Genomic DNA, 15,792 nt, shown 5'->3' with positions numbered 1-15,792 from the left:
GATGATCCCCCGGAAGGCGGTTGTGCGATGAACGCGACGGCGGCGGCGACGGCCGGTGCGGTGACGTTCCTGTGGCTCGGGATGGTGCTGGCGATCTCCTTCATGGAGGCGCCGCTGAAGTTCCGCGCGCCCGGCGTGACGATCCCGGTCGGGCTCGGCATCGGCCGGATCGTGTTCCGCGCGCTGAACGCCGCCGAGACCGGGCTCGCCGTCGTCGTGGTCGCGGCGGTCGCCGCCGGGGGCCCGCCCGCGCCGGTCGCCGTGCTCGCCGCGCTGGCGGCGGCGCTGCTCGCCGTGCAGCTCGGCGTGCTCCGGCCCCGGCTCAACCGGCGGTCGGACCGGGTGCTCGCGGGAGAGGACCTGCCCCGCTCCCGCGGGCACCTGTACTACGTGGCGTGCGAGGCCGCGAAGGTCGTCCTGCTGGTCGCGCTCGGCGCCGGCGTCCTCGCGGCCGCGGCGTGACGGCCGAGGCGTGAGGGTCGAGGCGTGAGGGTCGAGGCTCAGCGCTTGGCGACCGTCAGCAGGACGGCCGAGTCCTCCAGCGCCTCGAGGGCGTGCCGCGCGTCCGGGACGATCAGCAGGTCGCCCGCGATGCCGTCCCAGGCGTCGTCGCCGCTCAGCAGCCGCACCCGCCCCAGCAGGACGTGGACCGTCGCCTCGCCCGGGCTCTCGTGCTCGGCCAGGGACGTCCCGGCGGTCAGCGCGATCAGCGTCTGGCGCAGGACGTGCTCGTGCCCGCCGTACACGGTCTCGGCGCTGCGTCCGGTGGATCCGGCGGCGGCGCGCTTGAGCTGGTCCCGTACCTGTGCGTCCAGCGAGAGCTTCTGCATGGCACCCAGTGTGCCAGCGCCCCCGCCGGAGCCTCACCGGGGTGGGTCAGTTCAGCGGCGCGGCGGTGACGGGCCTGCCGGTCGCGCTGCCCTGGAGCCAGGCGTCCCACGACTTCGCCCACGGGGTCGGGCCGTTGCCGAACTGGAGTTTCCGCGTCGTCCCGGTCACCGTGACGACGTCACCGCGGTTCGTGAAGTCGAAGAACCACTTGGCGTCGGAGGGGGAGGCGTTGACGCATCCGTGGCTGACGTTGTCGTTGCCCTGCGAGTCGGTCGACCACGGCGCGGAGTGGACGAACGTCCCGCTGTAGGTCAGCCGGACGTTCCACTTCGTCGGGATCCGGTACTCGCCCGGGTCGCCGGTGGTCGCCGAGTCCATCACGATGTGCGCGTTCTTCTCCTGCGCGATCATCGTGCCGCTGTAGCTGTCGTGACCCGGCTTGCCGAGGCTGACCTTCATCGTCCGGACGGTGCGCCCCCCGTCGGTGACGGTCGCGGTGTGCTTCTTCGCGTCGATCGTGGTGATGTGCCGGGGGCCGACCGTGAAGCTGGTGCTGCGGTCCTTCATCCCGTACAGGCCCTCGCCCGCCTTCAGCCCGGCCAGGTGCGCGACGACCTCCACCTTCTGCCCGGCCGGCCAGTACTCACGGGGCCGGAAGTCGACCTCCCGGTCGCTGACCCAGTACCAGGCGCCCTCGACCGGCTTGGACATCCGGACCTCGATCGCGTTCTCGACAGCGACCTTCCCGGCCTTGGTGCCCACCGGCTTGGACAGCAGCAACTGCACGGGCATCCCGACGCCGACCTTCTCGCCGTCCAGCGGGGACATGCCGCTCTCCAGCTTCTTCGGCGGGGTCAGCGTCGTGAACGTGGACGTCGCCGTGGCCTCCTTGCCGTCGCCGGTGCCCTTCGCGGTGACCGTGTACGTCGTGGACGGGCGGAGCGTCCACGACGACTTCCACGACTTGCCGTCCGAGGCGAGCCGGCCCTGCGCCTTCGCGTTCTTCTGGCCGTAGGTGAGGGTCACGCTGGTCAGCCGCCCCTTGTCGGCGGTGACGGTGACGGGCTGGTCGGGCGCGACCCGCTGCGTGCCGGTGGCGGGGGTGATGGCCAGCTTGACCGCGTCCGCGGCCTTGCCCGCGCCGCCCCCGCCGCCGCCTCCGCCGCCCCCGGACGAGCAGCCCGCGACGGCGACGACCGCCGCTCCGATGATCGCCGCGCTGGCCGTCCCGGTCCGTCGCCTGAGCACTGGGCACTCCTCCCGCTCGACGGGCATTCCCTGCGTCAGGGTATGCACGGTTTTGCCGAAGACATTCGAAAGCGCGGGCTTCGTTCTGCTTCTCGCTGGTCAGGGCCGTCCGGACGTGTCGGGCCCCGGCGCGAGCCTCGCGGCGGCGGACCGGTCCAGCAGGAACAGCGTGCGGTTCCGGCCGCGCACCCCGGCGACGGGAGCCTCGGCGACGTCCGCGCCCGACAGGCCGAGCCGGACCGCCTCCGCCTTCGACTCCCCGGCCGCGAGCACCCACACCTCGTCGGCGGAGTTGAGCGTGCCGAACGTCAGCGAGACGCGGGTCGGGGGCGGCTTCGGCGCGCCGTGCACGGCCACCGCCGCCGCGTCCGCGTCCAGGCCGGGCATGTGCGGGAACAGCGAGGCGACGTGCGCGTCGGGGCCGACGCCGAGCAGCACCACGTCGAGCCGGCCCCCGGCCCCCGCCAGCTCGGCGCCGTACCGGGCGGCGGCGGCCTCGGGGTCGTCGCCGTCCGGGCCGCCCGGCGCGGGCATCGCGTGCACCCGCGCCGGATCGAGCGGGACGTGGTCGAGCAGCGCCGCCCGCGCCCCGGTCTCGTTGCGCTCCGGGTCGCCGGTGGGCAGGAACCGCTCGTCGCCCCACCACACGTCGAGGCGCGTCCAGTCGACGGCGTCGCGCGCGTCGGACGCGGCGACCGCCGCGAGGACCGCCGTTCCGACGCCGCCGCCGGTCAGCGCGACCGACGCCGTGCCCCGCGCGGCCTGGGCGTCGGCGATCCGCGTGACCAGCCGCGCCGCCACCGCGGCGGCGAGCACCTCCTGGTCGCGGTGCACGAGGACGGACGGGGGACTCACGCCTTCTCCGATCCGCCCGCGGCGCCCTCGCCGTCGTCCCCGGTGGCGCTGGCGTCGTCGGCGGCCTCGCGGTCGGCGACCTCGCGCTTCGCGGGGCCGGTCTTCGCCGCCTCCGCCGTCGCCGACACCGGGTCGCTCGCGACGCCCTCGCGGGTCGTCCCGCCCGCGAGGTCCTTGGCGAAGCGGGCCGCGGCCTCCCGGTACACCTCGTCCGGGTCGAGCCGCCGCAGCTCCTCGGCCAGCAGCTCCGCCATCGGGCGCCGCATCAGCGCCACCTGCCGGTCGGGCTGCCCGGGACGGCACAGCGTCGCGACCCGCCCGTCCGGGCGGTGGACGACGATGTCCCCGGCCGTGGTCGTCAGCGTCACGCCGGTGATCCCCGGCCCCTCCGACACCGCGCGGGACATCGGGACGCCGAGCCGGATCGACAGCCACGCCGCGAGCAGTTCCGCGCTCGGGCTGTCCGGCTCCGCCGCCACCTGGCCCGAGACGATGTCCTCGTGGTCCTGGTCGAGCGCGGCGGCGAGCAGCGACCGCCAGGACGTCAGCCGCGTCCAGGTGAAGTCGGTGTCGCCCGGCCGGTAGCCGTCCGCGAGCTGGGCCAGCGTGCCGAGCCGGTCGCGGGCCGCGTAGGAGTCGGTCACCCGGCGCTGCGCGAGGCGGCCGAGCGAGTCCTGCGCGGGCGCCTTCGGCACCTTGCCGCCCGGCCACCACGTCACGACCGGGGTGTCCGGCATCAGCAGCGGGACGACGACCGAGTCGGCGTGCTCGGCGAGCGGCCCGTACATGCGCAGCAGCACCGTCTCGCCGGGGCCGGTCTCGCCCATCCGGATCTCGGCGTCCAGCCGGGACGTCCCGCCGCGCGGGTCGCGGGAGATGACGGTCAGCACCCGGCAGGGGTGCTCGCGCGCCGCCTCCGTCGCCGCCCGCACCGCGTCGTACTGCGCCGACTCGTCGGTCACGATGATCAGCGTGAGCACCATGCCGACGGCCGGGCCGCCCATCAGGTGCCGGGACTGCGTCAGCGCGTCCTGGATCTGCCGGGTCGTCGTGCCGGTGAGGTCGATGTTCATCAGAGCCTCCTCCAGGTGCGCCCGTCGCGCGCCATCAGCTCGTCGGCGCTGTCGGGCCCGTAGCCGCCGGACTTGTACTGGTCGAGACCGCCCCGGCTCGCCCAGAACTCCTCGATCGGATCGAGGATCTCCCAGGACAGCTCGACCTCCTCCTGGCGGGGGAACAGCGGGGGGTCGCCGATCAGCACGTCCAGCAGCAGCCGCTCGTACGCCTCGGGGGAGGTCTCGGTGAACGACTCGCCGTAGGCGAAGTCCATGTTGACGTCGCGGATCTCCATCGAGGTGCCGGGCACCTTCGAGCCGAACCGGACCGTGATGCCCTCGTCCGGCTGCACCCGCATCACGAGGGCGTTCTGCCCGAGCTCCTCGGTGTCGGTCTCGGAGAACGGCAGGTGCGGCGCCTGCTGGAACACCATCGCCACCTCCGTCACCCGGCGGCTCAGCCGCTTGCCGGTGCGCAGGTAGAACGGGACGCCCGCCCAGCGCCGGTTGTCGATCTGGAGCTTCACGGCGGCGTAGGTCTCGGTGCGGGAGTGGGCGGGGATGCCGTCCTCCTCCAGGTAGCCGCGGACGTTCACGCCGCCCTGCCAGCCCGCCGCGTACTGCCCGCGCGCCGTGGACGCGGACAGGTCGCCCGGCACCCGCACCGCCGAGAGGATCTTCGCCTTCTCCGCGCGGACGGCCTCCGCGCTGAACGACGTCGGCTCCTCCATCGCGGTCAGCGCCAGCAGCTGCAGCAGGTGGTTCTGGATGACGTCGCGGGCCGCGCCGATGCCGTCGTAGTACCCGGCGCGGCCGCCGATCCCGATGTCCTCGGCCATGGTGATCTGCACGTGGTCGACGAACGACCGGTTCCAGATCGGCTCGAACATCGAGTTCGCGAACCGCAGCGCCAGGATGTTCTGCACGGTCTCCTTGCCGAGGTAGTGGTCGATCCGGAAGATCGACTCCTCGGGGAAGACGCGGTGGACGGTGTCGTTCAGCTCCTTGGCGGTGCGCAGGTCGCGGCCGAACGGCTTCTCGATGACGACCCGCCGCCAGGACCCCTCCTCGCGCTCGGCCAGCCCGCTGCGCTGCAGCTGCTCGACGACGAGCGGGAACGCCTTCGGCGGGATCGACAGGTAGAACGCGTAGTTGCCGCCGGTGCCGCGGCTCTCGTCCAGCTCCTTGACCGCCATGGACAGCGCGTCGAACGCGCCCGGGTCGCCGAACTCGCCGGGGACGAAGTGCATGCCCTCGGACAGGTGCGTCCAGACGTCCTCGCGGAACGGGGTGCGGGCGTGCGCCTTGACGGCGTCGTAGGCGATCTGGCGGAAGTCCTCGTGCGCCCAGTCGCGGCGCGCGAAGCCGACGAGGGAGAAGCCCGGCGGGAGCAGCCCCCGGTTCGCCAGGTCGTAGATCGCCGGGAGCAGCTTCTTGCGCGACAGGTCGCCGGTGACGCCGAACAGCACGAGCACGCACGGGCCGGCGACCCGCGGCAGGCGCTTGTCGCGTGGGTCGCGGAGCGGATTGGCTGGGTCGGTCACGTGGCTCTACCTTTCCTCGGGGCTTCCCCCGGGCCCCCGGGTCGGCGGCCCGAAGATCCTCGCTTCGCTGCGGTCATCGGGGCCCGTCCGGCCGTCCGGCCGCGCGCCCGGCCCCGGCCGGGCGCGCGGCGCCGTGTCGTCCTCGTTCTGCAAGCATCCTGCCCTCTCTGCGCATTCTTCCGTGGCCACATCTCCGGTCCCGGGCCGCCGGGGGCGGCGCGGGACGTCCACGGGTACGCGCCCCGGGGGGCGTCGCGCTCATCCCGTGTTCCATCCGGTTCCCCATCCGGTGTTCGGTTCCGTGTCCGGTTCCCCGTTGGGGACGGGGCCCGGCTCGCGTGCGGCGTCCAGGAGGCGGGCGAGCCCCGCCCACCGGTTCCGCAGGTGCAGCCGCAGCACCGGGCGGCCGGCGGCGCGCGCGTCGCGGACGTCCCCGAGCGCCCGGGCCAGCCGCAGCGTCCCGAGCCGGTGCCCCCGTCCCGGGACCGGCATGTCGCGGTCCACGTTCCCGGTCACCATCAGGTATACGCACCCGTCCGGGTGATCATTCCCGATCGCGGTCCGCCGCGTGCCCCAGCCGACCGTCACCGGGCGGCCGCTGCGCGCCGCGAGCAGCGCGGCCAGCCTGCGGACCTGCGCGCCCTGCCCGCGCGCCTCGTCCGGGTCGAGGTAGGCGAGGATCGCCAGCCGCCCGCCCGGACCGGCCCCGGCGGCCAGTGCGGTGAGCGCGGTCATGAGCGCGGGCAGCGTGTCCGCCGCCGCGAGCTCCGGGACGGTCGTGTGCGCCTCGACGGCCCGGTCCGGCGCGCCGTCGGCGAACAGCGGCCCGCCCGTCCCGTCGTCGAGCGTCGGCGGGGCGGCGGGCGCGCGCGGCGCCATCGGGTCGGCTCTCAGCAGGTACGCGGCGACTGCCGCGGCGTACTCCCACACGACGAGCTGGGCGGCGAGCGGGCCGGTGACGGTGGCGTCGTCCTGGCGCGGACGGCCGCCGAACGTCACGAGGAAGAGGTCGTCGGCGGGCGCGAGCGGGAGGCCGCCCTCTTGGACGACCGGCGTCAGCCGCCCGCCCGTCGCCTCCGCCAGCAGCGCCGCCGCCCACCCGGCGAGGCCGGGCGGCGCGGCCGAGTAGCCGCCGAGCACGGCGGTGCGGCGCCCGGCGCGGGCGGCGCCGCCGAGGATCGCGCCGAGGACGAGCCCCGGGTTGTGCTCCGGCCGGGTCAGCGACGGCAGCACGGCGGTCGCGTCGCCGAGCAGCGCGCCGACGTCCGCCCCGGCGAGCGCGGCGGGCACCAGCGCGTACGGGGACAGCGCGCCGAACGCGGTCGGCGCGGGCGCCTCGACCAGCGGGCGCCCCGCCTCGGCGGCGAGCTTGGCGGCCGCCGCGCCCGGCTCGGCGACGGTGACGATCCGCCGCGCGACGTCGGCGGGGGAGAGGCCGAGGCCGCCGAGCATCCCGCCGAGGACCTCGCGGAGCGCGCCGACGGCGGGGTCGTCGCCGGTCACCACGACCAGCGTCCGGGCGAGGCGGCCGGGGTCGTCCTGGAGGCGGAGCAGCGGGCCCGGCTCGGGGCCGTCGAGCAGCGTGAGCGCCGGGACGTCGAAGGCGGCGGCCTCCTCGTCGGGGTCGTCGGGCCCGGCGCCGTCGGGCACCGCGTGGCGCTGGGACGCGACGATCAGCTCGGCGGCGCGGGCCGGGGCGCCGTCGCCGAGCAGCACGACCTCGGTCAGCCCGTCCGCGCGGGCCCGGTCGCGCAGCTCCCCGGCACGGTCCAGGACGGCGCGCCCCGGCCCCGGCTGGCCGGGCCAGCACAAGTCCCGGCCCTCCAGGGCGGCGGCGTCGGCGGACGGCCACAGCGACGCGTCCTCCGAGGCGAGCCGGACCGGCACCTGGTCGATCCACAACCGGCCGAGCACCCGCTCGGCGGCCGCCCGCAGCGGTCCGCGGGCGGTGATGGCCGTCTCCCCCGAGACGACGGCGGTGAACGTCACGGCCTGCGCGCCCCCGCGACCGCCCGTACCGCCTCGGTGAGCCGTCCGGCGCCCTCGACCGGATCGCGCAGGTGCAGCCTGATCACCGGGAGCCGCCGCTCGCGCAGCGCCCGCAGCTCGCCGAGGGCCCGCGCCACCTGCAGCTCCGCCAGGCTGTACGGGCGGCCGGGGACGGGGTGCGCGGCGAGCGCGTCGCCGGGCGCCGGGTCGCCGGTGATGATGAGGAACGCGCCGTTGCCGGGGCCGTCCTTGTGCACCGGTCCCGTCGCGTGCGGGAAGGCGGGCCCCGGCCCGTAGACGACCGGGCGGCCCGACGCGCGGGCCAGCGACGGCGCGAGGTAGCGCCCCGAGAAGTCGCCCGACAGATACGACATGACGGATAGATACCCGTCCGACGGGACCGACGCGACCAGCCCGCCGAGGACGGTCATCAGCTCCGCGCCCGGCGGCCACGGGAAGTCGGCGTGCACCTCGATGCCGTCCTCCACGTACACCGGGCGCTCGGCGGTCAGCGCCGTCCCGCCCGGCGTGCGCAGCAGCGCGGCGGCGTCGTCCTCCGCCTCTTGCACGACCGCGCTGCCCGCCTCGAACGGGTTCACCCCGAGCAGCCACCCGGCGACCGCCGTCGCGTACTCCCACAGCAGGAACTGCGCGCCGAGCGGCGCCCACACCGAGGTGTCGGCGTCCTCGTCGGCCGCCGACCGCGGGTTGATCGACACGCCGTGCACGTCGGGGAAGTCGCCGCGCCCGCCCGGCGGCTCGAACACCAGCACGCCGCGGCCCCGCTTGCCGGTGCCGACCGCGAGGAGCTGGGAGATCCACGCGGTCAGCGCGCCGGGCCCGCGCAGCAGCACCTTGTCGCGGGCGAGGCCGCCCGGGGTCTGCTGCGCGCAGCCGCCGAGGACCGCGCCGAGCAGCAGGCCCGGGTTGTCCTCGTCCTTGCCGAGCGACGGGACGAGCGACGCCGCCTCCGCGAGCAGCCGCTCGGCGTCCGCGCCCGCGAGCACCGCCGGGACGAGCCCGTACGCCGACAGCGCGCCGTAGTGGCCGGGCAGGTACGGGTCGGTCAGCCCGATCCGGTAGCCGCACTGCCGGGCGAAGTCGTGCAGCGGGCTGCCGTGATCGGTGATCACCAGGAACCGGGACGCGATCTCCCGCTCCGACAGGCCGCGCTCCCGGAACGCCGCGGCGAAGATCCGCCGGTAGGCGTCGCCCTCCAGCGACACGCCCGCCTTGCTGGCCAGCACGACGAGCGTACGGTCGAGGCGCTCCAGTGCGAACGCGAGCGCGGCGGTGTCGCTGCCGTCCAGCACGGTGAGCCCGCCCGCCGGGCGGTCGCCCCCGGCGGCGGGCACGTGCGACTCCACGATCGCCTGCGCGGCGAGCGTCTCCGCGCCGACGCCGATCAGCACTATGTGGTCGAGCCCCGAGTAGCGCGCCTCCGCGACGAGCGCGTCCACCTGGCTCAGCAGGCCGCGGGAGGCGAAGGGCAGGTCGAGCCAGCCGAGCCTGCTGTGGTCGACCGCGCGGCTGCCCCACAGCTTGGGGTCCTTCGCGGCCAGCGCGGCCGGGACGCCGCAGCTCACGAGGTAGTCCCTCGCCTGCAGCGCCGAGTCGAGCACCTCGCCCCGCGTCAGTACGTCGAATCCGGACACCGTTCCCCTCCCGGCCCCCATCGTTTCAGGAGAGAAAGGGCATTGGCGACCATCTCCGTCGATCTTCTTCGTCGCGATTCGGGTTCGGGCGATCGCCCTGCGTCCCGCCCGTTCCGTCCCGGGTCGTCCGGGTCGTCGAGCGGCGGTTCGCCGTGGGTCGCCGGGCGGCGGGTCGCTGCGCAGGGGGTCAGGCGAGCGCCTCGGTGAGCTGGGCGAGGCCCTCCACCCGGTCGCGCAGGTGCAGCCGGACGGCCGGACGCCCCAGCGACCGCACCGTCCGCAGGTCGCCGAACGCCTGCGCCAGCTCCAGTTCGCCGAGCGTGTAGGGCCGTCCGGGGACCGGGACGTCGTCCACCACGGCGCCGGTGATCTGGAGGAACGCCCCGTTCGCCGGGCCGCCCTTGTGGTACTGGCCCGCCGCGTGCAGGGACCGCGAGCCCCAGCCGAACGTCACCGGCGCCGGATCCCGGCGCAGCTTGCCGCCGCGCGCGGCGAGCAGCGGCCGCAGCCCGGCCGCCGCCGCGTCGCCGGTCCGGTCGAGGAACGCCTGCACGGCGAGGTAGCCGCCGTCGGGGACGTCGTCCAGGACCGCGTCGAGCGCCTCGGTGAGCGTCCGCGCGCCGCGCAGCGCGCCCTCCGGGGCGTGCACCTCCACCGCGCCCGACACCAGCTCGGGCGGACGGGTCACGACCGTGGGCGCGGCGCCGTCCTCCGAGCGGAGCAGCGCGGCCGCGGCCTGCCTGGAGGCGTCCGCGTCCGGCTCGTCGAACGGGTTCACGCCGACCACCCGGGACGCCACCGCGACGGCGTACTCCCAGAGCAGGAACTGCGCTCCGAGCGGGCCCGCGACGCTCACCCCGGCCTCGCGCCCTGGACCGGGCTCGTCCGGACGGCGGCCGAGGATGACCCGGCGGAGGGCGCCGGTCAGCTCGAAGCCGGGCGCGTCGACGCTCTCCACGACCACGGGCAGCAGGCCCTTGCCGTCCTTGCCCAGCGCCCCGGCGACGAGCTGCTCCGCCCACCCGGGCAGGCCGTGCAGCCCGGAGCCGTGGTCGGCGATCACCAGCTTGTCGCGGGCGCCGAGCGCGGACGAGGCGAGCACCGCGCCGAGCGCCAGCGCCGGGTTGTCGTACGGCTGGCGGAGCACGCCCGCCAGCCGGGACGCCTCGTCGAGCAGCCCGTCCACGTCGACGCCCGCGAGCGCCGCCGGGACGAGCCCGCGCGCCCCGAGCGCGCCGAAGCGCCCGTCGGTGTCCGGCTCGGCGACGACGATGTGGTGGCCCGCCGCGCGGGCCGTCCGCTCCAGCTCGGAGCCGTCGTCGGCCACGACGACGAACCGCAGCGCCTGCTCGGCCGCGCTCAGCCCGGTGCCGCCGAACGCGTGGGCGAAGACGCGGTGCAGGGCGTCGGCCTCGGGGCTCTCGCCGACGACGACCACGATCGTCCGGTCGACCCCGGCGGCGAGGACGCCGCCCACCTCGTGCGGGTCGGCCGTGTCGAGGACGACCAGGTCGGCGCCCGTGGCGTCGCGCCCGCCCGCCGTGCGGAACATCGCCTCGGCGGCGAGGGCGGGGCCGCCCGCCCCGGCGAGCACGATCCGGTCGAGCCCGGCGTCGCGGGCGTCCTCCGCCGCCTCGGCCAGCCGGGCCGCCACGGGCCGCGCGGTCTCCGGCAGGTCCAGCCAGCCGAGCCGGCGGGCGGCGAGCGGGGCCGCGTCCGGCCCCCACAGCTTGGCGTTGCCGGACGTCAGCGAGCCCGGCACGCCGTCGGAGACGAGACGGTCGAGGACCGTCTCGCTCTCGTCGACGACGGCGCCGCGGATGGTGACCGAGATCCCCCCGGCGGTCACCACCGAGGTCACGCGCCGGCCCTCTTGGCGTCCAGCTCGCCGGTGATGGAGTCGAGCATCTGCTTCCAGGACGCGGCGAACTTCTCGACGCCCTCGTCCTCCAGGACGCGGACGACGTCGTCGTAGTCGACGCCCGCGTCCTTCAGCGCCGCCATGTGCGCCCGCGCCTCGTCGTAGGAGCCGCGGACGGTGTCGCCGCGCACGTCGCCGTGGTCGGCCTCGGCGTCCAGCGTCGCCTCCGGCATGGTGTTGACCACGCCGGGCGCGACCAGCTCGTCGACGTAGAGGGTGTCCTTGAGGTCCGGGTCCTTCACGCCGGTCGACGCCCACAGCGGACGCTGCGGGCGCGCCCCCGCGTCCTTCAGCGCCTTCCACCGGTCGGTGCCGAACTTCTCCTCGTACAGCGCGTACGCGAGCCGCGCGTTGGCGAGGCCCGCCTTGGAGCGCAGCGCCTTCGCCTCGTCGGACCCGATCTTGTCGAGCCGCTTGTCGATCTCGGTGTCGACCCGGCTGACGAAGAACGACGCCACCGACGCGATCCCGGACAGGTCGTGGCCGTTCTGCCGCGCCTGCTCCAGGCCGGCGAAGAACGCGTCGATGACCTCGCCGTACCGCTCCAGCGAGAAGATCAGCGTCACGTTCACGCTGATGCCCTCGGCGAGCGTCGACGTGATCGCGGCGAGGCCCTCCTTCGTCGCGGGGATCTTGATGAACAGGTTCGGCCGGTCGACCAGCCACCACAGCGCGCGCGCCTCGGCGGCCGTCCTGCGGGTGTCGCGGGCGAGCCGGGGGTCGACCTCGATGGACACGCGGCCGTCGAGGCCGTCAGTCCGGTCGTAGACGGGGCGCAGCACGTCGCAGCCCCAGCGGATGTCGTAGGTGGTGATCGCGCGGGACGCCTCCTCGACGTCCACGCCGCGCACCGCGAGGTCGCGGACCTGGTCGTCGTAGGCCGTGCCCTTGCTCAGCGCCTTGGCGAAGATCGTCGGGTTGGACGTGACGCCGACGACGTGCCGGTCCTTGACCAGCGCCGCCAGGTTGCCGGTGCGCAGCCGGTCGCGGCTGATGTCGTCCAGCCAGATCGAGACGCCCTCGTCCGAGAGCCGCTTCAGGATGTCGCTCATCGCCTTGCTCCTCGGTCCTAGTTGCCGGTGGTCTCGCCGCGTCCCGCGTGCTTCACGGACGCCTTGATCAGGCTGGCCTTCGCCGCCGCGACGACCCGCTCGGAGGTGATGCCGAACTGCAGGAACAGGGTCTTGTAGTCGGCCGACGCGCCGAAGTGCTCCAGGCTCACCGACTCGCCGGCGTCGCCGACGTAGGCGCGCCAGCCGAGCGCGATCCCGGCCTCGACCGACACGCGGGCCTTCACCCCGGGCGGGAGGACCTCCTGCCGGTAGGCGTCGGTCTGCGCCTCGAACCACTCCACGCACGGCATCGACACGACCCGGGTGGGGGTGCCCTCGGCCTGCAGCGTGTCGCGCGCCTCCAGGGCGAGCTCCACCTCGCTGCCGGTCGCGATGATGATCACGTCGGGCTGCCCGCCGTCGGCGTCGGCGAGCACGTAGCCGCCCTTCGCGACGCCCTCCGCGGACGCGAGGCCGCCGCTCCGGTCGAGGGTCGGCAGCTTCTGCCGGGTCAGCGCCAGCCCGGCGGGCCGGTCGGTGTGCCCGAGCACGGTCCGCCACGCGACCGCCGTCTCGTTCGCGTCCGCCGGGCGGACGACGTCCAGCCCGGGGATCGCGCGCAGCGCCCACAGGTGCTCGACCGGCTGGTGGGTCGGGCCGTCCTCGCCGAGGCCGATCGAGTCGTGCGTCCACACGAACGTGACCGGCAGCTTCATCAGCGCGGCCAGCCGCACGGCCGGGCGCATGTAGTCGCTGAAGATCAGGAACGTGCCGCCGTACGGGCGGGTGCCGCCGTGCAGCGCGATGCCGTTGCAGATCGCGCCCATCGCGTGCTCGCGGACGCCGAAGTGCAGCGTGCGGCCGTACCGGTCGCCGGGGAACTCCTTGGTCTGGAACTCCTCGGGGATGAAGGACGGCTGGCCCTTCATCGTCGTGTTGTTGCTCTCGGCCAGGTCGGCCGAGCCGCCCCACAGCTCCGGCAGCACCGGCGCCAGCGCCGCCAGCACCTCGCCGGACGCGGCCCGGGTCGCGAGGGCCTTGCCCGCCTCGAACCGCGGCAGCGCGGTGTCCCAGCCGGGGGGCAGGGTGCGGGTCGAGATCCGGTCGTACTCGGCGGCGCGGACGGGGTTCGCCGCCCGCCACGCCTCGAACGCCTCGTTCCACGTCGCGTGCTCGGCGCGTCCCCGGTCGCTCACCTCGCGGGCGTGCGCGAGGACGTCGTCCGGGACGACGAACGTCTCGGCGGGGTCCATGCTGAGGATCCGCTTGGTCGCGGCGACCTCGTCGGCGCCGAGCGCCGAGCCGTGGATCTTGCCGGTGTTCTTCTTGTTCGGCGCGGGCCAGCCGATGATCGTGCGCAGCGCGATGAACGACGGGCGGGACGTCTCGGCCTTCGCGGCGGCGAACGCGGAGGCCAGCGCGGCGACGTTCTCCTCGTAGTCGCCGTTCTCCGTCCAGTCGACGTGGTGGACGTCCCAGCCGTACGCGGCGTACCGGGCCCGGACGTCCTCCGACAGCGCGATCGCGGTGTCGTCCTCGATCGAGATGTGGTTGTCGTCGTAGAGCAGGACCAGGTTGCCGAGGCGCTGGTGGCCCGCGAGGGAGCTCGCCTCGTGGCTGATGCCCTCCTCGATGTCCCCGTCGGACGCGAACGCCCAGATCGTGTGGTCGAAGGGGGACTCTCCCTCCGGCGCGTCCGGGTCGAACAGGCCGCGCTCGCGGCGCGCCGCCATCGCCATCCCGACCGCGTTCGCGATGCCCTGGCCGAGCGGCCCCGTCGTCGTCTCGACGCCCGCCGTGTGGCCGTGCTCGGGGTGGCCGGGGGTGAGGCTGCCCCACTTGCGGAGCGACTTCAGGTCGTCCAGCGTCATCGGGTAGCCGGACAGGTAGAGCTGGATGTAGAGGGTCAGGCTGGAGTGGCCGCAGGACAACACGAACCTGTCCCGGCCGGGCCAGTGCGGGTCCGTCGGGTCGTGCCGGAGGAACCGCTGGAACAGAAGGTAGGCGGCGGGCGCGAGGCTCATCGCCGTCCCCGGGTGGCCGGAGCCCGCCTCCTCGACCGCGTCCATGGCGAGGGCGCGGACCACGTCCACGGCCCGCCGGTCCTGGTCGGACCACTCAAACGTGCTGTTGTTCCTGCTCACGGAACGCCAGGCTCCTCTCGAACCGATGTGAAGATCCACACTGTGATGTTGTGCGCCGCGCCCGTCCGCCGCACGGGCGGTGACGTCCGGCGACGCGCCGCGCCTCCCCGGCCTCACGGCGCCCCGTGACGACCCCGTTCGCGGCCGCGAAGATCACGCCGCGCCCCCGGTGGCGAGCCTATCGCGCGGACGGGCCGCACCACCCTTGCCCGAACGGCCCGCGCGCTAACCACCGCGCCAGGGATCCGGGACGGGTCCGCAGGGGACGCGCGGGGGCGCGTCGGCGCGACCCGGTGCAAGGGTCGCGGAGGGGGCGGACTACAGTGATTGCGCGGTTGACGACAGCGGCCGCGGCAGGAAACGAAGCGAGATCGAATCCCAGCCGAGGCCGGCCCGGATCGCGGGGGCGCCGCCGGACTGGTACGCGATTTCCCCATCCCTAGTTGGACGTGGACCCGATTGTGACGGTGCTCAGTAACAAGCGCGGGGTCGAGATCGACCTCGACTCGCAGGCGCCGGCGCCTGCGCCGCTCGTGCCGGTGGCCGCCGCCGAGCCGGCGGAGGCGCGGACCCTCGGCGCGCGGCTGCGCGCGTACGTGGCGCTGACCAAGCCGCGGGTGATCGAGCTGCTGCTGATCACCACCATCCCGGTGATGTTCCTGGCGGACGGGGGCGTCCCGCCGCTGTCCACCGTGCTGCTGACGCTGGCGTTCGGCACCATGTCCGCGGGCGCCGCGAACGCGATCAACTGCTACATCGACCGCGACATCGACGCGAAGATGCGCCGCACCCGGCGCCGCCCGCTGGCCCGCCACCAGGTCACCCCGGCCCGCGCCCTGATCTTCGGGATCACGCTCGCGGCGCTGTCCACCGCCGGGTTCCTGGTCGCCGTCAACCCGGTCGCCGCCGCCGGGTCGCTGTTCGCGATCCTGTTCTACGTCTTCGTGTACTCGCTGCTCCTCAAGCGCCGCACCTCGCAGAACGTCGTGTGGGGCGGGATCGCCGGGTGCATGCCCGTCCTCATCGGCTGGGCCGCGATCACCGGCGGCGTCGCCTGGACGCCGCTCGTCCTGTTCGGCGTCGTGTTCCTCTGGACGCCGCCGCACACGTGGACGCTCGCGATGCGCTACCGCGACGACTACGCGGTCGCCAAGGTCCCGATGCTGCCGGTCGTCGCGAGCGAGCGCCGCGTCGTCACCGAGAGCCTCGTCTACACCTACGCCACCGTCGCGTGCTCGCTGCTGCTGTGGCCGGTGGCCGGGATGGGACCGATGTACGGGGCGGTCGCCGTCGTCCTCGGCCTCGTGTTCCTCGCCGAGGGGCACCGGCTGCTGCGCGCGGTGCTGGCCGGGGTGACGGGCGTCCACCTGCGCCCGATGCGGTTCTTCCACCTGTCGAACGTGTACCTCGCGCTGCTGTTCACGGCCGTCGCCGTCGACCCGATCCTGCGCTGAGCCGGGTCGCCGGGCGGTCACCGTCCGTGTCGGTCCGGGCTTAG

11 protein-coding genes and 1 pseudogene are annotated in these 15,792 nt (G+C 74.9%); 2 read left to right on the top strand and 10 right to left on the bottom strand.

Going from position 1 to position 15,792, the window contains the following annotated elements:
• Nucleotides 1-27: 27 nt before the first annotated feature.
• Nucleotides 28-462: a hypothetical protein gene (locus FXF65_RS09815; protein ID WP_148349374.1), complete on the top strand. Its 435-nt coding sequence runs from the start codon at nucleotides 28-30 to the stop codon at nucleotides 460-462.
• Between the two features lie 38 nt (nucleotides 463-500).
• Here FXF65_RS09815 and FXF65_RS09810 read toward each other — a convergent pair whose 3' ends face one another.
• The 10 genes and pseudogenes from FXF65_RS09810 to tkt form a co-directional block, all read right to left on the bottom strand.
• Nucleotides 501-830, bottom strand: coding sequence for a cupin domain-containing protein (locus tag FXF65_RS09810; RefSeq protein WP_067887049.1), 330 nt, complete (start codon nucleotides 828-830; stop codon nucleotides 501-503).
• A 46-nt stretch (nucleotides 831-876) separates the two neighbouring features.
• Nucleotides 877-2,079 (bottom strand): L,D-transpeptidase, encoded by a 1,203-nt coding sequence (locus FXF65_RS09805; RefSeq protein WP_246198455.1) that lies wholly within the window; start codon nucleotides 2,077-2,079, stop codon nucleotides 877-879.
• Between the two features lie 99 nt (nucleotides 2,080-2,178).
• Entirely contained in the window at nucleotides 2,179-2,934 is a 756-nt protein-coding gene (pgl, locus tag FXF65_RS09800; protein ID WP_148349373.1) for a 6-phosphogluconolactonase, read from the bottom strand.
• A gap of 161 nt (nucleotides 2,935-3,095) precedes the next feature.
• A pseudogene (locus FXF65_RS09795) lies at nucleotides 3,096-4,007 on the bottom strand (glucose-6-phosphate dehydrogenase assembly protein OpcA); the annotation flags it as partial.
• On the bottom strand, nucleotides 4,007-5,533 hold the full coding sequence (gene zwf, locus FXF65_RS09790) for a glucose-6-phosphate dehydrogenase (protein WP_148349371.1): 1,527 nt from the start codon (nucleotides 5,531-5,533) through the stop codon (nucleotides 4,007-4,009). The gene zwf and the pseudogene FXF65_RS09795, both read right to left, overlap by 1 nt.
• Before the next feature lie 258 nt (nucleotides 5,534-5,791).
• Nucleotides 5,792-7,522 (bottom strand): glucose-6-phosphate isomerase, encoded by a 1,731-nt coding sequence (locus FXF65_RS09785; RefSeq protein ID WP_148349370.1) that lies wholly within the window; start codon nucleotides 7,520-7,522, stop codon nucleotides 5,792-5,794.
• A complete protein-coding gene (locus tag FXF65_RS09780) occupies nucleotides 7,519-9,177 on the bottom strand; it encodes a phosphoheptose isomerase (protein ID WP_187412188.1) in 1,659 nt (552 codons plus the stop codon). The genes FXF65_RS09785 and FXF65_RS09780 overlap by 4 nt, the downstream gene beginning before the upstream one ends.
• Nucleotides 9,178-9,364: 187 nt before the next feature.
• Nucleotides 9,365-11,038: a glucose-6-phosphate isomerase gene (locus tag FXF65_RS09775; protein WP_148349369.1), complete on the bottom strand. Its 1,674-nt coding sequence runs from the start codon at nucleotides 11,036-11,038 to the stop codon at nucleotides 9,365-9,367.
• Nucleotides 11,035-12,150, bottom strand: a complete 1,116-nt coding sequence (gene tal, locus FXF65_RS09770; RefSeq protein ID WP_148349368.1) for a transaldolase — start codon at nucleotides 12,148-12,150, stop codon at nucleotides 11,035-11,037. The genes FXF65_RS09775 and tal overlap by 4 nt, the downstream gene beginning before the upstream one ends.
• A 17-nt stretch (nucleotides 12,151-12,167) precedes the next feature.
• Nucleotides 12,168-14,219 (bottom strand): transketolase, encoded by a 2,052-nt coding sequence (gene tkt / locus FXF65_RS09765; RefSeq protein ID WP_246198475.1) that lies wholly within the window; start codon nucleotides 14,217-14,219, stop codon nucleotides 12,168-12,170.
• Nucleotides 14,220-14,755: 536 nt separating this feature from the next.
• On the opposite strand from tkt, the gene FXF65_RS09760 reads away from it, so the two are divergent.
• A complete protein-coding gene (locus FXF65_RS09760) occupies nucleotides 14,756-15,748 on the top strand; it encodes a heme o synthase (protein WP_378231357.1) in 993 nt (330 codons plus the stop codon).
• Nucleotides 15,749-15,792 lie beyond the last annotated feature (44 nt).

The organism is Actinomadura syzygii (assembly GCF_008085905.1).
GTDB lineage: Bacteria > Actinomycetota > Actinomycetes > Streptosporangiales > Streptosporangiaceae > Spirillospora > Spirillospora syzygii.
This window is presented reverse-complemented; position numbering and strand designations above follow the sequence as displayed.